Origin of the sequence: Streptomyces sp. NBC_00385, from assembly GCF_035917155.1 — a bacterium.
GTDB classification, from domain to species: domain Bacteria; phylum Actinomycetota; class Actinomycetes; order Streptomycetales; family Streptomycetaceae; genus Streptomyces; species Streptomyces poriferorum.
The window spans coordinates 268,630-287,671 of sequence record NZ_CP107951.1; the positions used below are offsets into that span (position 1 = coordinate 268,630).

Annotated in this window: 17 protein-coding genes; 6 read left to right on the plus strand and 11 right to left on the minus strand. The window is 71.6% G+C overall.

All coding sequences use genetic code 11. The annotated features are described in order from the left end of the window. Position 1 precedes the first annotated feature (1 nt). Positions 2-754, minus strand: coding sequence for a LytR/AlgR family response regulator transcription factor (locus OG959_RS01210; protein ID WP_326656089.1), 753 nt, complete (start codon positions 752-754; stop codon positions 2-4). 81 nt (positions 755-835) lie between these two features. Between OG959_RS01210 and OG959_RS01215 the strand changes: the two genes are divergently transcribed. Beyond that, entirely contained in the window at positions 836-1,477 is a 642-nt protein-coding gene (locus tag OG959_RS01215) for a zf-HC2 domain-containing protein (RefSeq protein WP_326656090.1), read from the plus strand. Positions 1,478-1,483: 6 nt separating this feature from the next. On the opposite strand, the gene OG959_RS01220 is transcribed toward OG959_RS01215, so the two are convergent. The 6 genes from OG959_RS01220 to OG959_RS01245 form a co-directional block, all read right to left on the minus strand. Beyond that, complete coding sequence (locus tag OG959_RS01220; protein ID WP_326656091.1) at positions 1,484-2,344, minus strand: Fpg/Nei family DNA glycosylase; 861 nt, start codon at positions 2,342-2,344, stop codon at positions 1,484-1,486. 34 nt (positions 2,345-2,378) lie between these two features. Beyond that, positions 2,379-3,236, minus strand: coding sequence for an amidohydrolase family protein (locus OG959_RS01225; protein ID WP_326656092.1), 858 nt, complete (start codon positions 3,234-3,236; stop codon positions 2,379-2,381). 1 nt (position 3,237) lies between these two features. After that, complete coding sequence (locus OG959_RS01230) at positions 3,238-3,549, minus strand: L-rhamnose mutarotase (RefSeq protein WP_326656093.1); 312 nt, start codon at positions 3,547-3,549, stop codon at positions 3,238-3,240. 1 nt (position 3,550) lies between these two features. Next, positions 3,551-4,534, minus strand: a complete 984-nt coding sequence (locus OG959_RS01235; protein ID WP_326666144.1) for an aldo/keto reductase — start codon at positions 4,532-4,534, stop codon at positions 3,551-3,553. Positions 4,535-4,654: 120 nt separating this feature from the next. After that, positions 4,655-6,055 carry a wax ester/triacylglycerol synthase family O-acyltransferase gene (locus OG959_RS01240; RefSeq protein WP_326656094.1) on the minus strand — a complete coding sequence of 467 codons (1,401 nt, stop codon included), beginning with the start codon at positions 6,053-6,055 and terminating at the stop codon, positions 4,655-4,657. Positions 6,056-6,199: 144 nt separating this feature from the next. Next, on the minus strand, positions 6,200-8,266 hold the full coding sequence (locus OG959_RS01245) for a SpoIIE family protein phosphatase (protein ID WP_326656095.1): 2,067 nt from the start codon (positions 8,264-8,266) through the stop codon (positions 6,200-6,202). 285 nt (positions 8,267-8,551) lie between these two features. On the opposite strand from OG959_RS01245, the gene OG959_RS01250 reads away from it, so the two are divergent. Further along, the gene (locus OG959_RS01250) at positions 8,552-9,919 is read left to right on the plus strand and encodes an FAD-dependent oxidoreductase (protein WP_326656096.1); all 1,368 of its coding nucleotides are present in this window, start codon (positions 8,552-8,554) and stop codon (positions 9,917-9,919) included. 65 nt (positions 9,920-9,984) lie between these two features. Here OG959_RS01250 and OG959_RS01255 read toward each other — a convergent pair whose 3' ends face one another. Then, positions 9,985-11,037 carry a chitinase gene (locus OG959_RS01255; RefSeq protein ID WP_326656097.1) on the minus strand — a complete coding sequence of 351 codons (1,053 nt, stop codon included), beginning with the start codon at positions 11,035-11,037 and terminating at the stop codon, positions 9,985-9,987. Between the two features lie 123 nt (positions 11,038-11,160). Then, positions 11,161-11,757 (minus strand): hypothetical protein, encoded by a 597-nt coding sequence (locus OG959_RS01260; protein WP_326656098.1) that lies wholly within the window; start codon positions 11,755-11,757, stop codon positions 11,161-11,163. A gap of 191 nt (positions 11,758-11,948) precedes the next feature. Between OG959_RS01260 and OG959_RS01265 the strand changes: the two genes are divergently transcribed. Then, positions 11,949-13,382, plus strand: a complete 1,434-nt coding sequence (locus tag OG959_RS01265; RefSeq protein ID WP_326656099.1) for a carotenoid oxygenase family protein — start codon at positions 11,949-11,951, stop codon at positions 13,380-13,382. Between the two features lie 48 nt (positions 13,383-13,430). On the opposite strand, the gene OG959_RS01270 is transcribed toward OG959_RS01265, so the two are convergent. After that, positions 13,431-14,648: a DUF6777 domain-containing protein gene (locus OG959_RS01270; protein WP_326656100.1), complete on the minus strand. Its 1,218-nt coding sequence runs from the start codon at positions 14,646-14,648 to the stop codon at positions 13,431-13,433. A 202-nt stretch (positions 14,649-14,850) separates the two neighbouring features. Here OG959_RS01270 and OG959_RS01275 point away from each other — a divergent pair, with 202 nt between their 5' ends. From OG959_RS01275 to OG959_RS01285, 3 genes are read left to right on the plus strand one after another with little or no spacing between them, the layout of a single operon-like run. Continuing rightward, a complete protein-coding gene (locus tag OG959_RS01275) occupies positions 14,851-15,705 on the plus strand; it encodes a YndJ family protein (protein WP_326666146.1) in 855 nt (284 codons plus the stop codon). Then, positions 15,702-16,226, plus strand: a complete 525-nt coding sequence (locus OG959_RS01280) for a DUF1990 family protein (RefSeq protein ID WP_326656101.1) — start codon at positions 15,702-15,704, stop codon at positions 16,224-16,226. Before OG959_RS01275 ends, OG959_RS01280 begins: the two co-directional genes overlap by 4 nt. Before the next feature lie 34 nt (positions 16,227-16,260). After that, positions 16,261-17,706: a lipase maturation factor family protein gene (locus OG959_RS01285; RefSeq protein WP_326656102.1), complete on the plus strand. Its 1,446-nt coding sequence runs from the start codon at positions 16,261-16,263 to the stop codon at positions 17,704-17,706. Here the strand turns inward: OG959_RS01285 and OG959_RS01290 are convergent. Continuing rightward, positions 17,669-19,018, minus strand: coding sequence for an ammonium transporter (locus OG959_RS01290; RefSeq protein WP_326656103.1), 1,350 nt, complete (start codon positions 19,016-19,018; stop codon positions 17,669-17,671). The two genes, OG959_RS01285 and OG959_RS01290, sit on opposite strands and share 38 nt — an antisense overlap. Positions 19,019-19,042 lie beyond the last annotated feature (24 nt).

Here is a 19,042-nt window from a genome sequence, read left to right on the forward strand (position 1 = left end):
GTCAGCGGCCGGTCTGCCGCATCAGCAGATCGCGCAGCGCACGGGTGTGGCGGCGGCTGACGGCGAGTTCCGCCGTACCGATGCGCACGCTCATGGCGCCCGCGTCCAGGCGCAGTTCGTCGATCCGGCCGAGCGCCACCAGGTGGCGGCGGTGGATGCGGACGAATCCGCGGGTGCGCCAGCGCTCCTCCAGGGTGGTCAGCGGGACCCGGACGAGGTGGCTGCCGGTGGCGGTGTGCAGCCGGGCGTAGTCGCCCTGGGCCTCGGCGTACGCGATGTCGTCGATCGGGATGAAACGGATGACACCGCCGAGCTCGACGGGGATCTGGTCGTGCGCGGTGTCGTGCGCGGGTGCGGAGCGGCCGCCGACCTGTTCGGCGACGCGGCGCACCGCCTCGGCGAGGCGTTCGCGGCGCACCGGCTTGAGGACGTAGTCGACGGCCTTGAGGTCGAAGGCGTGCACGGCGAAGCCCTCGTGGGCGGTGACGAAGACGATGAGCGGGGGCGCGGCGAAGCCGGCCAGCAGCTGGGCGACGTCGAGTCCGGTGAGGCCCGCCATGTGGATGTCGAGGAAGACGACGTCGATGGCGGCGGGGTCGTCCGGACCGGCCTCGACGGCACCGCCGATGCGCCGCAGCGCCTCGGTGGCGCCGGTGGCTCCCTCGGCGCTGCGGATCCGGGGATCGGCCCGCAGGAGGTACAGGAGTTCCTCCAGGGCGGGTTCTTCGTCGTCGACGGCGAGTACGCGGAGCATGAGGCCGGAGTTTAGGGGCTGTACGGGGGTTACGGAGCTGCGGTGCTGAGTGATTCACGGGCTGTTTCCGTACGGGACGGCATGTGCAGCCCGCAACACCGTCGCGATGTCGGCGCCTATGTCCTGGGTGTGCTCGGCGCCGCCGACGCCTTCCGTTTCGAGGAGCATCTGGAGGACTGTCCCCTGTGTGCGGGCGCCGTGGTGGAGTTCGGCGGGGTGACGGCCGTGCTCCGGCGGTACGCCCGGCTGACGCCCCCGGGCGTCGACCCTGTGGCGCGCGCCGGTCCCGGTCTGGTGCGGCGGGCCACGGAGGTGGTGGTGGCGGGGCGGCGCAGGACGCGGCGGCGGCGTCTGGTCCTGGGGGCGGCGGCCGTGGTGCTGGCGGCCGGGGCGCCGTTCGTGGTGCCCGGCGGGGGGTCCGGCAGCGGGCGGTGGGCGGCCGTGGACCGGGGTTCCGGGATGACGGCCGTCGTGACGGCGGGGGCGCGCGAGTGGGGTGCCGATGTCGGGCTGGAGGTGTCGGGGGTCCCTGAGTCCGGGGTCTGCTCGCTGGTCGCGGTGGGGCGGGACGGGGACGAGGAGACCGTCGCCACCTGGTCGTCGGCCGGTCCGGACGAGGCGCCGCTCCGGCTCGGCGGAGGCGCGGCCCTGCGCCCCGGGGACATCGCCCGCTTCGAGGTGCGTACGGCGGCGGGGCGGCCGCTGCTGCGGCTCACCCGTTGAGGCGCGCTACTTGAGCAGCTTGGAGAGCCGCCGGTCGGCCAGCGGCTTGCCACCGGTCTGGCAGGTCGGGCAGTACTGGAGCGAGGAGTCGCTGAAGGACACCTCACGGATGGTGTCCCCGCAGACCGGGCAGGCCTGACCGGTGCGACCGTGGACGCGCATGCCGCTCTTCTTCTCGGCCTTGAGGCGTCCCGCCGCCAGTCCGCTGGAGCGGGCGACGGCGTCGTTCAGTGTGGTGCGCAGAGCCGTGTGGAGCCGGGTGATCTCGTCGTCCGTGAGGTGCGCGGTGAGTTTGAACGGTGACATCTTCGCGACGTGCAGGATCTCGTCGCTGTAGGCGTTGCCGATACCGGCGATGAGGGACTGGTCGCGCAGGGCGCCCTTGATCTGGCGGCGTTCGCCTTCGAGCAGCGCGGCGAACGCGTCCCGGTCGAAGGCCGCGTCGAGCGGGTCGGGCCCCAGCCGGGCCACGCCGGGGATCGCGGCCGGATCGTTCACCAGGTACACGGCGAGGCGTTTGGTGGTCCCCGCTTCGGTCAGGTCGAAGCCGTCGCCGCCGGTGAGCACGGTCCGCAGCGCCAGGGGGCCTTTCCCGGGGCGCGGCGGGGTGGCGGGAAAGCTGTCCTTCCAGTGCAGCCAGCCGGCCCGGGCGAGGTGGGTGACCAGGTGCAGCGGGCCCACGGCGATGTCGAGGAACTTGCCGTGCCGCCGGACGCCGGTGACCGTTTCGCCGTGCAGGGCGGTGAGCGGTGGGTCGTACGTCTTGAGGACGCTGATGGCGAGCGGCAGGACACGGTCGATCTCCCCGCCGACCAGGTGGTCGTCGAGGAAGACCCGCAGGGCTTCGACTTCCGGCAGTTCGGGCATGGTTCCCAGCCTGCCGCAGCCCGCGCCCCGGCGCCTACCGGAGGCCGTACACGCGCTCGGCCGTGGTGGCGAGGACGGCGTCCCGCTCGTCGTCCGCGAGGCCGTCGAGGAGCGCGAGCGCGGTCTCGACGACCTCGGTGTACGTGGCCGCCAGCCGGCACACCGGCCAGTCCGAGCCGAACATCAGCCGGCCGGGCCCGAAGGCGTCGAGGACCGTGCCGACGTACGGGCGCAGGTCCTTGACGGTCCAGTCGTGCGGGTCCGCCTCGGTGACCAGGCCGGAGAGTTTGCACACGGTGTTGGGGAGGGCGGCGAGCGCCCGCAGATCGTCGGCCCAGGGCTGCTGCAGCCCGGCGGCGATCTGCGGCTTGCCCGCGTGGTCGAGTACGAAGGTGAGCCCGGGCAGCAGTTCGGCGGCGCGGACGGCGGCGGGCAGCTGGTGGGGCTGGACCACCAGGTCGTAGACGAGTCCGGCGTCGGCGACGGCGGCCAGTCCGCGCAGTACGTCCGGGCGCAGCAGCCATCGGGGGTCGGCTTCGCCCTGCACCTGGTGGCGGAGCGAGACGAGGCGGTCGCCGCCGGGGAGCTCGCGCAGGGCGGCGAGGGTCCCGGCGATGTCCGGGGCGGTGAGATCGCTCCAGCCGACGACGCCGGCGACCAGGTCGCTGCCGTGGGCGAGCGCGAGGAACTCGGGGGTCTCCTCCGGGAGGGTGACGGTCTGGACGAGCACGGTCGCGGACACGCCGTTGGCCCGGGCTTCCGGCTCCAGGTCGGCGAGGGTGAAGTCGCGGCGCAGGGGGGCCAGTTCCTCGCCGGTGATCCAGTCCTGGTCGCGTACCGAGAGGTCCCACACGTGGTGGTGGGCATCGACGATGCGGGGGCGTCCGGTCATCTCACAGCTCCCAGGCGACCGGGAGGCCCGCTTCGGCCCCGTCCGACGAGTAGTCGTGCGCGACGTCGAGGAGTTCGGCCATCCTGGCCTGCCACGCGACGTTGACGGGAAGCTGTTCCAGTTCGGCGAGGAGCCGGGCGTAGTCGTCGCACTCGATGACGTGGAACAGGTCGGTGCCGCTGCGCCAGATCGTCCAGGAGGTGGCTCCCGCCGCCCGGATCGCCCGGGTCAGTTCGGCCGGGACCTCACGGTGCGCGGCCTCGTACGCGGCTATGCGGTCCGCACGGACCTTGGTGTGCAGGGCGATCCGCATGTCAGTGTCCGTTCCCGGTCAGCAGGCCCTCGGCGCGCAGGTCGTCCCAGAGGGCGTCGGGTATCTCGTGGCGGAGGAGGGCGGCGGCGTCGCGCACCTCGTCGGGTGACCGGGTGCCGACGAGCACACCGGCGACCGCCGGGTGGCTGAGCGGGTAGTGCAGGGCGGCGGCGCGCAGCGGCACGCCGTGGCCCTCGGTGACGGCCTTCAGGCGCAGGGCCCGGTCCAGGAGGTTCAGCGGTGCGGCGGCGTAGTCGTACGTCGCGCCGGGGCGTGGGTCGGCGAGGAGGCCGGAGTTGAAGACGCCGCCGACGACGACACTACGGCCCCGGGCGGCGGCCGCGGGCAGCAGGTCGCTCAGGGCCGACTGGTCGAGGAGGGTGTAGCGGCCGGCGCAGAGCACCACGTCGACGTCGGTCTCGACGACGAAGCGGGTGAGCATCGCGGTCTGGTTCATTCCGGCCCCGATGGCGCCGACCAGCCCTTCGGCCCGCAGCTTCTCCAGTTCCGGGTATGCCTCGCCGAAGGCGGCCGCCGCGTGGTCGTCGGGGTCGTGGAGGTAGGCGATGTCGATGCGGTCGAGGCCGAGGCGTTCCAGGCTGTCCTCGATGCTCCGGCGGACACCGGCGGCGCTGAAGTCCCAGCGCCTGCGGTGCGTCGCACGGACGGCGAAGCCCTCGGAGAGCCCTTCGGCCGCGGCGGCCCCGCCGTCGGGCAGCGGGTCGAGCACCCGCCCCACTTTGGTGGACAGCACGTACGCGTCGCGGGGCCGGGCGCGCAGCGCCTCGCCGAGCCGTCGCTCCGAAAGTCCGAGCCCGTAGTGCGGCGCGGTGTCGAAGTGGCGCACGCCCTCGTCCCAGGCCGCGTCGACGGCCGCCGCGGCCTGCGCGGGCTCCACGGCGCTGAAGAGATTGCCGATGGCGGCCGCTCCGAAGGACAGCTCGGTGATCTCGACCGCGCTGTTTCCCAGCCTGTTGCGCCGCATGTTTCCGCCGCCCTCCCCGAAGATCGCTTCCTGCACACAGCGAATATTCATCGGATCACTTGGGCACGTCAACACCCCGGAGGACATCCGTGGCGGCAATTGCTCGCCGATCTGTCCGATCTATGGAGCGGTACTGACGGGCAGCAGCGTCAGCAGTTCGGCCACCTCCTCCTCGGCGCAGCGCCCCAGCCGCTCCAGGTCGGGCAGCGCCTTGCCGTCGGCGACCAGGCCGATCTGCACCGTGCCGCCGTACGTGGTCAGCGCGACGGCCAGCGACTGACCGCGGGCCAGCGGCGCCATCGGGTAGAGCGCGCGCAGCGGGCAGCCGCCCAGCGAAAGGGCCGAGCGCGGCAGCGGGACACTGGTCACAAGCACGTCGAAGAGCATCCGGGCAGCGTTCCCGGCCAGCGGCGCGCCGAAGCGGTGGGCCAGCGAAGGCAGTTGGTCGGCGAGGACCGCGACCGCTCCGGCCCCGCGCAGCGGCCCGGCGGACTTGTTGCGGTCCATGGCGCCGCGGACGGCCCGCAGCCGCTCCCAGGGATCGGGCTCGGAGACCGGAAGGCCCAGCAGGTACGCGGAGAGCCGGTTGCCGTGGGCCGCGGCCGTGCCGCCCGGGCGGCGACGGGAGACGGGGACCAGGGCGCGCGGGTCGGAACCGGGCAGCGGTTCGCCGCGCTCCAGCATCCAGCGGCGCAGCGCACCCGCCACGACCGCGAGCAGCACGTCGTTGCCGGTGCCGCCCGCTGCCCGGCGGATCCGCCGCACCGCTTCGAGGTCGAGATCGGCGGTGGCGAGGCGCCGGGTGCCCGAGGAGCTTGCGCTGAGGGCCGGCGCGCCGCGCAGATCGAGGCGGCTGGCCCGTACGAGCGAGGCCCCGACGCCGAAGGCGCGGCCGAGGTCCTCGATCCGTCCGAGGGCGAGCCCGGCGACCTGACGGGGGCCGGGCATCCAGGAGCGCGGCGGCACGGGGCGGACCCGGCCGGCCGCGGGTCCCGGCCCGCCCCGGCCCGCGACCGAGGCGATCTCGTCGAAGATCCCGGCCCCGATGGCGACCGCGCGCATTCCGTCGGCGAGCGCGTGGTGCAGCTTGACGAGCACGGCGAAGGGGCCGTCCGGGGCGCCTTGGATGAGGTACATCTGCCAGGGCGGCAGTCCTCGGCGCAGCGGCTGCTCCATCAGTTCACCCGCGAGCAGGGTGGCCGCCGCCATGAACCCGGCCTCGCCCTCACCGGCGGTCGCCGCCTCGGGCAGCCGCACCCGCTTGACGTGCCGGTGGACGTCGAAGTCCTTGTCCACCGACCAGGCCGCTCCGCCGACGGGCAGCAGCACGTCGCGCACCCGCATCCGCAGCCGGGGAATGGCGGCGGCGCGGGTGCCGAGCAGTTCGAGGAGGGCGTCGGGGCCAGGGATGCGGTCGCCGTCCGGTGCGAAGACGGCGAGCGCGCCGAGGTGCATGGGGTGCGCATCGGACTCGAGGTGCCAGAAGGCCAGGTCGAGAGGTGCCAGTAGCTCAGTGCCCAACGGGTCCTCATGTCATGGAAGACGAAGACTGACAAAACCGCAGTCAATCCCGCGCGGTCGGTTACGGTCAAGTACAGACATGTTACGTTCTGTTACTTTTCAGTAGTGTGCAATTCCGTGGACCGGCGGGAGGGCCTCGGCGGATCAGCCGCGTGGTGGGATGACGAATTCGCACCAGACGCATTTGCCGGTGCCCCGGGATTCGACGCCCCAGGCGTCCGCCAGCCGGTCGACGAGCATCAGCCCGCGGCCCGAGACTCCCGCATCACCCGCGTCCCGGCGGCGCGGCAGCGCGCTGGACCGGTCCTCGACATCGACGCGCAGGCGCCGTTCGGGCCCGGTGAGGACCCGGATGGTCACGATCGCTCCGCCGTCGGTATGCATCAGGGCGTTGGTCGTCAGCTCGTCGGCGGCCAGCTCCACCTCGTCGGCCCGCTCCTTCGCGCCCCATGCCCGCACCGCCGCACGGATCATGTGCCGCGCCGAGCTCAGCGCCTCCGGGTCGTTCTGTCCCACGTGCTGCTGGAGCCGGCCGCCCGGCTGCGGGGCGTGGGCGGCCTTGCGGCGCAGCAGCAGCACCGCCACATCGTCCTCGCCGCCGCGTTCGTCGACCGATTCACAGAGCCGGTCGGCCAGTCGCTGAAGGTCCTCGGGACCGTTCCTGATCATGGCGGTGAGCAGCTGCGTGCCCTCGTCGAGGTCGGCACCCGGCAGCTCGACCAGGCCGTCGGTGAACAGCACCATGGTCTGCCCGGGATCCAGCTCGACCGTGCTGACCGGGTACTCCAGCCGACCGAACTCGGCGGAGAGCCCCAGCGGCAGCCCGCCGTCGACCAGCACCTTGCGGCAGCTCCCGTCGGCGTCGCGCACCAGCGGGTCGACATGGCCGGCCCGGACCACCTGCACCACCCCGGTGGTCAGGTCGGCCTCGGCGTAGGTGCACGTCGCGAAGCGGTCGGTGTCCAGCTCGTGCAGGAAGACGGAGGCCCGCGCCATGACCGTTGCGGGACTGTGCCCCTCGGCCGCGTACGCGCGCAGCACGATGCGCAGCTGGCCCATGACCGCGGCGGCGTGGGTGTCGTGGCCCTGGACGTCCCCGATGACGGCGCCGACCCGGCCGCCGGGCAGCGGGATGACGTCGTACCAGTCGCCGCCGATGTCCCGGCCCAGCCGGGCCGAGCGGTAGCGCACGGCGATCTGCGCTCCGGGGACATCGGGGATGCGGCGCGGCAGCATCGCCTGCTGGAGCCCCTCGGCGAGGTCGTGCTCCTGTTCGTACAGCATGGCGCGCTGGAGGCTCTGGGCGATGGAGCTGCCGAGTGCGACCAGCAGGTTGCGTTCGTCGCCGGTGAATCCGTTCTTGTCGCTGTACAGGAGGCCCAGGGCGCCGATGGGGCGGGCCTGGGCGATCAGCGGCAGATAGGCGGCCGAGGTGATGCCCAGATGGCTGATGTGGGGCCACAGGACCGGATACGAGTCAGCGAAGTCCTCCGCGGACTCGATGAAGCGGGGACCGAGCGTGCGCACGACCTCGCTCATCGGGTACTGCTCGTCCGTCCGCGTGTACCGGGTGCCCGGCACGAAGGCCCCTTCGGGCCCGTCGGCCACCAGGTGGATGCGTCCGGCCTCGATCAGCCCCATGACCAGGCTGGTCGCCCCCAGGTGAGCCAGTCCCTGGGAGTTCTTAAGGACGTCGATGACGTCCTTGACGGTACGGGCGTGGGCCAGCGCTGCCGTGGTGGCCTCCACCAGGCTGGTCCGCCGCCGCCGCTCCTCGTCCAGCTCGTGGCGGGCGGTGGCATCGGCCAGCTCCTGCGTGGCGTCGCGGACGATCCCGATGATGCGGCGCGGCCGCCCGGTGGCGTCGCGCTGGACGAAGCCCTGGGTGTGCGTCCATTGGAGGGTGCCGTCGCGCCGCAGGATGCGGAAGTACGCCCCGTAGTTCTTCCGGCCCGACTTGAGCGCCTGGGTGACCATGGCGTCGAGACGTACGCCCTCGTCCGGCGGCACCCGCGTCCCGAGCGTCGTCGGCTTGTTGTCGTACTCGTCGGCCCTCAGGTCGAAGACGTCGAGGGCCGCCTGTTCCATGTGCATGAGGCCGCTGTCGAGGTCCCAGTCGAAGCTGCCCATACGGTTCAGGGCGAGACTGAGGTCCGGGTGGGCGGGCCAGTCGTCCGGGAGTGACAGGGCACCCGCTACCCGATCATCCATGTGGGTCACTCTGCCATCATTTGTCCGATTCTTCGAGCGAGCCGTCCACCAGGTGAACGTGCGATGGGACACATTTCCGAGCTGTTCGAACGGGCCGATTTCCCGGAGATTCCGCGGGATTCCCCCGTCCGGCAAAGGTGCGGGGTGCCGGATATCGACGCAGAACGCCGACCCGCCCCGAAAGCGGGCAGAGGCAGCGGCTAACGTGTGCGTCGGGGTGGAGTAAGCCAAGCCTTACCACGGCCCGCCCCGCTCCTGCTCGTTCGTCCTAAGGAACAGCTCGCCATGACACGCCCCGTCCGCGTAGCCATCGTCGGAGCCGGCCCCGCCGGAATCTACGCAGCGGACGCGCTGCTCAAATCCGATGCCGCCACCGACCCGGGCGTCTCCATCGACCTGTTCGAGCGGATGCCCGCCCCCTTCGGCCTGATCCGTTACGGCGTGGCTCCGGACCACCCGCGGATCAAGGGCATCGTGCAGGCGCTGCACCAGGTCCTGGACAAGCCCCAGATCCGCCTCTTCGGGAACGTCGACTACCCGAACGACATCGGCCTGGACGAGCTGCGGACCTTCTACGACGCGGTGATCTTCTCCACCGGCGCCGACGCCGACCGCGCCCTCGACATACCGGGGAGCGACCTGGACGGCTCGCACGGTGCCGCCGAGTTCGTCTCCTGGTACGACGGTCACCCGGACGTGGCCCGCACCTGGCCGCTGGAGGCCGAGAAGGTCGCGGTCCTGGGCGTCGGAAACGTGGCCCTGGACGTCGCCCGGATCCTCGCCAAGACCGCCGACGAGCTGCTGCCCACCGAGATCCCCGCCAACGTCTACGACGGCCTGAAGGCCAACAAGGCGCTGGAGGTGCACGTCTTCGGGCGGCGCGGCCCCGCCCAGGCCAAGTTCAGCCCGATGGAGCTGCGGGAGCTGGACCACTCGCCGAACATCGAGGTCATCGTCAACCCCGAGGACATCGACTACGACGCGGGCTCGATCGAGACCCGGCGAGGCAACAAGCAGGCCAACATGGTCGCCTCCACGCTGGAGAACTGGGCGATCCGCGACGTCGGCGACCGGCAGCACAAGCTCTTCCTGCACTTCTTCGAGTCCCCCGTGGAGATCCTCGGCGAGGACGGCAGCGTCGTCGGCCTGCGGACCGAGCGCACCGAGCTGGACGGCACCGGCAACGTGAAGGGCACCGGCCAGTTCAAGGACTGGGACGTGCAGAGCGTCTACCGCGCGGTCGGCTACTACTCGCAGGAGCTGCCCAAGCTCCCCTTCGACGTCGCGTCCGGCACGGTTCCGCACGCCGCCGGGCGGGTTCTCGCCGGCGGCGAGCCGATGGAGTCGGTGTACGTCACCGGCTGGATCAAGCGCGGCCCGATCGGCCTGATCGGCCACACCAAGGGCGACGCCAACGAGACGGTCGCCTGCCTGCTGGAGGACCACACCGCCGGCCGGCTGCCCGCCCCGACGCAGCCCGAGCCGGCGGCCGTGACCGGTTTCCTGGAGTCGCGCGGCGTCCGCTACACCACCCGTGAGGGCTGGTACCGCCTGGACGCGCACGAGCGCGCCCTGGGCGAGCCCCAGGGCCGCGAGCGAGTCAAGGTCGTGGAGCGCGACGCCATGCTGGACGCCTCGGAGCCCGGCAACTGACACCACGGCGAAGGCCCCGGAACACCCGTCCAGGGTGTTCCGGGGCCTTCGCCATTACGTCGGCGTCAGCGGCCCTGCAGCGCCTTGACGTTGTCGCCGAACGCCCAGCCCTTGGAGCCGTCCCAGTTCAGCGACCAGGTCATCAGGCCCTTGAGGTCGCCGTTGTAGTGGTTCCAGGCCTGCGCGACGAGGTTCGGCGCCATGTGGCCGCCGCCGGCGCCCGGCTGGGCGGGCAGACCCGGCACCTGCTTGTCGTAGGGCACCTTGATGGTGGTGCCCTGGATGACGAGTCCCTTGTCGAGGCAGTCCGTCTGCGCCGTGAAGCCCTGGACGGTGCCGGCGGAGTACGAGTCGCCCGCGCAGCCGTACATACTGCCGTTGTAATACTGCATGTTCAGCCACCAGAGCCGGCCGTTGTCCGCGTACTTCTTCACGATGGGCAGGTAGGCGCCCCAGATCGATCCGTAGGTGACGCTGCCGCCGGTGACGTAGGCGGTCTCCGGAGCCATGGTCAGACCGAAGTTCGACGGCATCTGCGCGAGCACGCCGTCGATGATGCGGATCAGGTTGGCCTGCGAGGCGGACAGCTGGTTGATGTTGCCGCTGCCCGTCAGGCCGGTCTCGATGTCGATGTCGATGCCGTCGAAGTTGTACTCCTTCAGGATCGGCACCACCGTCTCGACGAAGCGGTCGGCGACGGCGCTGGAGCTGAGGTCGATCCCCGCGGCGGCGCCACCGATGGACATCAGGGTGGTGAGTCCGGAGGCCTTCGCCTGACACATCTCGGCGGGCGTCGGGACCTTCACGGTCGAGTCCATCCCGTCCTCCCACAGGACGGTGCCGTCCGAAAGGATCACCGGGAAGGCCGCGTTGATCACGTTGTAGCCGTGCTGCGGGATACGGCTGTCGGTGACCGGGATCCAGCCCAGGGGCGGGTGCACACCGTTGGACGCGCCGTCCCAGTTCTCCCAGTACCCCTGGAGCACCTTGCCCGACGGCTTCGACTTGACCGCGCAGGTGTCCTCCTGCGCGGAACTCGGTGTGGCCGCGACCAGCATCTGTACGATGCACGCCGCCGCGAGGCCGGCTCCCAGCAGCCGTGAGGTGCGACCGAACATGACGGACTCCCTTCCCTGATTAGCATGTCCCTGACAATTCATAACGGGACCGCGCTTGCGCTCAACGTAAAGTGGTCCAGACCTTCCGTCAATAGGTCTGGACCAAAGGCGTCGGCTGCCCGGTCACCGGCCGACGGGTACCCCCCGGGAGCGTTCGCGCACCCGGTCCGGATAGCGCTCGGTGAACCGGACCGCCAGGACCAGCAGGACGACGGGGATGATCCAGTTGAACCAGTCGGCACCGGACGACGTGTGCACCGCGACCAGCCCCAGCACCGCGGTGGCGGCGAAGACCCCGCCCCAGACCAGGGTCAGCACCCGGTTCACCTGCCGGAACACGGGCGTGCCCCACACCTCACGGGGCGTGGTCTCGCGCGCGTACTGCTCCGTGAACGGGACGAACGCCAGCGAGCCGAGCGCCACCACCGCGACCACCGAGCTGGACAGCACCTGCGCGTACCGCTCCACCCAGGAGAGGTCCTGGCGGTCCAGGAAGAGCGCGAGGACGCTGAGCACGGCGAAGAAGACGATGCCGGTGACCTCCAGCACCTTGAACGAACCCCGGCGCAGGTCAGGGAGGTTGAGGACGACGGCTGCGACGAGACCGGCCAGCGCCGCGTACTCCCAGGTGCTGGGCGACGCGATGACAGCGAAGATGATCCACGGGGCGAACGCGAAGAAGAGATTCCCGGTCCGCCGCCCGGAATTGGCTTGGACCACCGGACACCTCCGGGGCGTGTCACGCGGCGCTCTGCCGCTTCCTCCATGGTGGAGCCGGGACCCTTCCTCCGCATCTCGCGGCCGCATCTGCGCACCCTCCGGCCCGCGTTGCAGCGGCTGCGGGCCGGAGATTCAATGAAGGATCGGCACGGCACGCATTCGGGTGCGCACAGACCCCAGGGGAGGCCACCATGGCCGCACATGCCCAGCAGGCGTTCGACCCGGCCCGCGTCGTCCATCTGTCCGGCCGTTTCGCCCCGGTGACCGAGGAGGTCGACGAGGCCCGGCTCCAGGTCACGGGCGAACTGCCGGACGAACTCGACGGACTCTTCCTGCGCAACGGCCCCAACCCCCGCTTCAGCCCTATCGGTTCGTTCCTCTACCCGATCGACGGGGACGGAATGCTGCACGGAGTGTGGATCTCCGGCGGGCAGGCCCGGTACCGCAACCGTTTCGTCCGCACACCCGCCGTGCTGGCCGAGGAACGTGCGGGGCGGGCGCTGTGGGGCGGTATCGAATCGATGATCATGCCTCAGGTCCCGGATGTGGAACCGGAGTTGGCCGGGACCTTCCGCGACCTGCCGGACATCAACGTGGTCCGTCACGCCGGACGGCTGCTGGCGCTCGCCGAGTCGGACTGCCCCTTCCTGATCACGCCGGATCTGGAGACGGCCGGCAAGGAGACGTTCGGCGGCGCACTGCCGGCCGGCATCACCGCACACCCGAAGATCGACCCGCTCACCGGCGAGATGCTGGTCTTCTGCTACGGCCTGGAACCCCCTTACCTCACCTGGTCGGCCATCGCCCCCGATGGCTCCGTCGCCCGCGGTCCCACGACGGTCGACGGGCTCGACGAGCCGATGATGATCCACGACATGGCACTCACCGCCAGGTTCCTGGTGATCGTGCTGGCGCCGGTGTTCTTCGACATCGCCGCCGCGATGAGTGGTGGATCCATGATCGACTGGCGGCCGGAACGCGGCACCCGCGTGGCACTGGTTCCCCGCGACGGCGGCCCGGTGCGGTGGGCTTCGGACGAGGCCTTCTGGCTGTGGCACACCGTCAACGCGTACGACACCGGGCCCGAGGGCGGTGAGGTGGTGCTGGACTACGTGCAGTGGTCCCGCCTCTCCATGGGCGCGCCGGACCCCGCACAGGCGCCGAACACCGCCGGTCTGGTCCGCGCGGTCATCGATCCCGTGGCCGGGACGATGCGCCGGACGGTGCTGGACGACGCCAGGATGGAGCTCCCCCGCACGGACGACCGGCTGATCGGCCGGCGGCACCGACAGCTGGCCGTGGCCGCGGACTCCGGGAACCCGGATCTGCTCCCGGGCGAGTTCGACGCGCTGCGCTGGTACGACGGACGGGACGCGTCGGGTACGAGTGCGGTGTGGCAGGCCGGGGATCTGTCCGTCGGCGAACCGGTCTTCGCACCCTCACCGGGCACCGCGCCGGGCGAGGGCGGCCACTGGATGACGTACGCCACCGACCGTACCGACGACAGCAGCTGGCTGCTCGTGATCCCCGCCGAGGACCCCGCCTCCGGCCCGGTCGCCCGGGTGCGGATCCCGGTGCGGGTCCCGTTGGGGCTGCACGGCAACTGGCTGCCGACTCAGGAGTGAGGTGCGGGCCCCACCGGGCTTCCGCCGGTGGCCGCCACCCCTCGACCGCTACCCTTCGACGGGCTCGGCGATGCCCACGAAGTCGCCCTCCTGCCAGGGCAGCTCGATGGCTGTCCGCGGTTCGTCCGTCATCGGCGGCACCAGGCCCGGCGGCTCGTCCGGGTCCGCAGGGGTACCGGTGGGCTCGTCCGTAGGCAACCCGGGGAACGGTTCGGGATATGCGTCGGTGGCACCGTCCGAGGGCTCACCGGTCGGCGTCGGGCAGTTCGCCGGCGCACCGGTCGGCTCCTCCGTCGCCGCGACCGCCTCGCCGGGCGGTGTCGGCCCGCCGGGCGTCGGGCAGTCGCCGCGCCCAGGGGTGGAGCGCGACGGCGTGGGCGTCGACAGCTTCTTCGGCGCCTTCGGTTCCTTCGTCCTCGCCGGAGGCGCGTCGGGCAGCGGGCCGGTGATGTCGGTGCCGGGGGCGTAGGGCGGCGGCACCTCGGGGGTGCGGTCACGGGCGCCCTCGTCCCCGACCGGACGCTCCATCCAGCTGTTGTGGTCCGCGTCGACGATGACCAGGTCCGTGACGGCCTTCGCGGCGGGCGCGACGACGACGGTCCGCGCCGGGTCGTAGCCCGCCCACGGCTCGCCCCGGCCGCCGTGCGCCTCTCCCCCACCGGCGGGCCTGCTCAGCGGGTTGCCGCAGGCGCAGCGGACGCGCGGGAGGCCGCGGCCGTCCACCAGCACGGCGGTGCCCGCCTGCAGCACGGACTGGAAGGCGGTGGCGGAGCCCGCGCGGAAGCCGTGGCCGCCCACCCGGGTGTCGGCGCGCAGGACCACGGGCGTCAGGCCGTTCAGGAATGCGGGGACGCCGGCCCGGTCCACTCCGGCGGCCTGTGCGAAGGCCTTCTCCCTGGCCGGGTCCGCGGCGAGGAAGCGGATCTGCTGTCCGACATCGCAGGCGGCGACGGAGCGGGTGCCGCCGTAGAGGCCGGGGGTCGAACCGGGAAGAGTGCGCGGGCCCTCGTCGCCGGGCGCGGATGTGCGCGGTGGGGCGGTGCGGGGTGCGGCCGGCGCGGCGCCGGCCGGTTCCACCGTGGACCGGGTGAAGGGGTCGGGGCCCTGCGCGGCGGCCGGCTGGAGGAGGGCCTCATCGGCTTCGGCCGTTCCTTCGGTGCCCTGTCCGCCGCGGTCACCGGCCTCCCGGGAGCAGCCGGCGGTGACGAGGATGCCGGCGGACAGTACGGCGAGCACGGCGCGGCGCATGCGTATCGGTGCGTGCACGAAGGAGTCTCCTGCCTGGTCACCGGTCCCGGGACGGTCCCCTCATGTCTGCCGCAGTTCCCCCTCCCCCGCAAGCCGGGGGTTCCCGGATTGCGCAGGATTCCGGGAGAGCCGCGAGTATCACCTTGAACGCGTTCAAGAAAGGCTCTAGAGTCACCACCGTCAGCACTTGAACGCGTTCAAGTCAGGGGAGGGTGGCACGATGCCGGTCCTGGTCAATCTCATCGTGATGCTGGGCATGCTGGTGATCGTGCCCGTCGGGCTGCGGCTGACCAACGCCCCGGACCTGGACCGGATACGGCGGCTGTGGCCGGTCTTCGCCGTACCGGGGGCCGTCGCCCTCTGGTTGCCGCGCGGACCCGGCGCCACCGTCCTGGCCCTCGGCTACGGGCTCGGCGCCGTACTCCTGGCCCTGCACGCCCCGGCCCGCCTCGTCCGGCGCCCCCGTCCACTGCTGGCCCGGCGGACGGCACCCGCCGAGATCGCGCTGCTCACCGCCCTGTCGACCCCGGCCATCGCCGCCGTCGCGCTGGTCGCCGAGCGCTCGGGGCGTCCGCTGTTCGGCTTCGGCCTCGGGATCCTGGCGCTGACCGTGCCGCACTTCCACTTCGCCGGATTCGCCGCCGCTCTGGTCTCGGGGCTGGTCAGCCGCGTAGCCGACAGCGCCGCGGGCCGGTTCGCGGCACTGAGCGTGCCCCTGGGCACCTTGCTCGTCCTGACCGGCTACTTCATCGGCGACTGGGCCGAACTGGCGGGGGCAGTGGTCCTGACGGCGGGAATGTGGAGCGTCGCCCTCCTGACCTGGCGCACGGTCCGGCCCACGTCCGGTGACCGGACCACCCGGCTGCTGCTCGCCGCCTCGGCCGTCGTCCTCGCGGTGACCATGGTGCTGGCACTGAGCTGGGCGCTGGGCGAGGCCACGGGCCTCCCCCACCCCACCCTGACCTGGATGGCCGCCACCCACGGCGTGGGCAACGCTCTGGGCTTCGCACTCTGCTCGGTTCTTGCCTGGCAGCGCCTGAACCACCGCGCCACCCATGAAGGAAGGAACGCATGAACACCCTCACGTATCCCGAGGCGGGAGCCACCCGGCTCGGCCCGCTCCCCGACGGCTACCACCACCTCCATCACCGCATCCGGATCGGACGCGGCCGCGCCGACTTCGAGACCGCCGGCGCCGCGATCACCGAGTTCCGCGTGCACCGCCTCTCCGGGGCACGGGTCGAGGCCTCCGCACCGCGCGCCGAGGCCGGTGCGTCCGTTCGGGTGTCGGCAGGTGCCGGACCGTTGCGGTTCACCGCGCCGTGCCGGGTCGTCTGGGCCGAGTACGGTCCCGAGCGCATCGGGTTCGCGTACGGAACGCTGCCCCGCCACCCCGAGTGCGGCGAGGAGTCCTTCGTCGCCGAGCTCGCGGAGGACGGCATGGTCTCCTTCACCGTGATGGCGTTCAGCCGGCCCGTCCGCTGGTACACCCGCCTCGCCGGACCGCTCGTGCCCATGGCCCAGCGCTGGTACGCGCGCCGGCTCGGCCGGACACTGCGCCGGATCGTCCGGGCGGGACACGCAGCACAGGAGTGAGACGCCGGGCGGCGACGGGCCGATACTGGAAGCGATGGACTGGTTCACCGCAGACGGGTACTGGCTCGGCCGGCTCCTCTTCCAGAAGGCCCTGGCCGTCATCTATCTGACCGCCTTCCTCACCGCCGCGCTCCAGTTCCGGGCGCTGATCGGCGAGCGCGGCATGCTGCCCGTGCCCGAGCTCCTGCGCCGAACGGACTGGCGCACCGCCCCGGGCCTGTTCCGCCTGCACTACTCCGACCGGTTCTTCGCCGTGGTCGCCTGGTCCGGCTGCGTGCTCGCCGTCGCGCTGCTGGCGGGCGCGGACCGTTTCGTACCCCTGTGGGGGGCCATGATCCTGTGGGCCCTGCCCTGGGCGCTGTATCTGTCGATCGTGCAGGTCGGCGGTACGTGGTACGGCTTCGGCTGGGAGTCGCTGCTCCTGGAGACGGGGTTCCTCGCCGTCTTCCTCGGCAACGCGCACACGGCGCCGCCGGTGCTCGTGCTGTGGCTGCTGCGCTGGGTGCTGTTCCGGGTGGAGTTCGGCGCCGGGCTGATCAAGATCCGCGGCGACGCGTGCTGGCGCAAGCTGACGTGTCTGTACTTCCACCACGAGACCCAGCCGATGCCGGGCCCGTTGAGCTGGTTCTTCCACCACCTCCCCCGCCCCCTGCACCGGGCAGAGGTGGCGGCCAACCACGTGACCCAGCTCCTCGTGCCGGTGCTGCTCTTCACCCCCCAGCCGGTGGCGAGCGCGGCGGCGGGGCTGATGATCCTCACGCAGCTGTGGCTGGTGCTGTCGGGCAACTTCGCCTGGCTCAACTGGCTGACGATCACCCTCGCCCTGTCGGCCGTGGACTGGTCCCCGGTCGCCGAGCCGCCCGCGCAGGCCGGTGCGCCGCTCTGGTACGAGGTGGTGGTCATCGCCGTCACGGCCCTGGTCGTGGCCCTCAGCTATCGCCCGGCCCGCAACCTCCTGTCGCGTCGGCAGATCATGAACCGGTCCTTCGACCCGCTGCACCTGGTCAACACGTACGGCGCCTTCGGCAGCATCAGCCGCGTCCGGATGGAGGTGGTGGTCGAGGGCACCGACGAGCCGGTGATCCACCCGGGCACGGTCTGGCGGGAGTACGGCTTCCGGGGCAAGCCGGGCGATCCGCGCCGGCTGCCGCGCCAGTTCGCCCCCTACCATCTGCGGCTCGACTGGATGATGTGGTTCGCGGCGCTCTCGCCCGCGTACGCCCGCCCGTGGTTCGGTCCGTTCGTGGAGCGGCTGCTGGAGAACGACCGGGACACACTGCGGCTGCTGCGGTACAACCCGTTCCCGGGTGAGCCGCCGGCGCACGTCCGCGCCAGGGTGTACCGCTACAGGTACACGACCTGGCGCGAGCTGAGGGCCACCGGGTGCTGGTGGCACCGCACCTACGTGCGGGAGTTCCTGCGCCCGACCCCGCCGGGCCCGGCTAGCGGCCGCCCTCGCGGGAGCGCAGCAACGAGCTGATCCGCTGGACGAGTTCGTCGTCCTCGGACGCCGGCTTGCCGGAGACCAGGGCGCCGAGGCGCTCGGCCGTCTGGAAGTCGTACGCGCGCTCCTCCTCCTCGCCGGGGACGTAGGCGTACTCCTCCTTGGCGCGGAATCCGACGGTGAGGTCCACGGCCTTGGCGATGAGCCAGGTGAGAATGAACGAGAAGGCGATCACGGAGACGATGGCGACGAGCTGCTTGCCGAGCAGCCCCCAGCCTCCTCCGTAGAAGAGCCCCTCCTGGCCGCTGATCCGCGCGGTGGCGAAGAGTCCGACCATGATCAGGCCGATCAGCCCGCCGACGCCGTGCACGCCCACCACGTCGAGCGTGTCGTCCACGTTGAAGCGGAACTTGAGCGTGATCGCGAAGGCGCAGACCGCGCCGACGACGAGGCCGGTGATGACGGCGCCGAGCGTGTCGATCTCACCGCAGGCCGGGGTGATCGCGACCATGCCCGCGACGGCGGACGAGACGACGCCCATGGTGGTGACCTTGCCGGTGCGCCACTTCTCCACCAGCGGCCAGGTGACCATGGCTCCGGCGGCCCCGAGCTGGGTGTTGATGAAGGCCGCCGCGGCGGTGCCCTGGTCGGTCAGCGCGGAACCGGAGTTGAAGCCGAACCAGCCGAACCAGAGGAGGCCCACGCCGATGACCACGAGCGGAATGTTGTTGGGGCGCTCCTCGCGGCGGGCGAAGTCGCGCGGTGCGCGCAGGACGAGGGCGACGGCCAGACCGGCGACGCCGGAGTTGAGTTCCACCGGCAGACCACCGGCGAAGTCCAGGGCGCCGAGATGCTTCACGATCCAGCCGTCCGTGTCGAACACCCAGTGCGCGATGGGGATGTAGACGATGAGCAGCCACAGCACGACGAACACGAGCCACCCCTTCATCGTGGCCCGGTCCGCGATCGATCCGCTGACCAGCGCCACCGTGATGATGGCGAAGCCCATCTGGAAGGTGCTGTAGACGTAGGTGGGGATCGCCCCGGTCAGCGTGTTCAGCTCGATGTCGTGCATGAACACGTGGTCGAGGTTCCCGATGATTCCGGCGCCACCGACATCGGGTCCGAACGCCAGCGTGTATCCGATGACCCACCAGACGAGGGTGCCGAACGCCAGCGCGGCGAAGCTCATCTTGATCATCATGAGCACATGGCGGGTGCGCACCATGCCGCCGTAGAAGAAGGCGAGGCCCGGCGTCATCAACAGCACCATGGCGGTGGCGGCGAGGAGCCAGGCGGTGTCCCCGGAGTCGTACGCGGCCGGCATCGGCGCGGGAGCGGTGTTCATCGGCGGATCCTCGTGTGGGTCGGT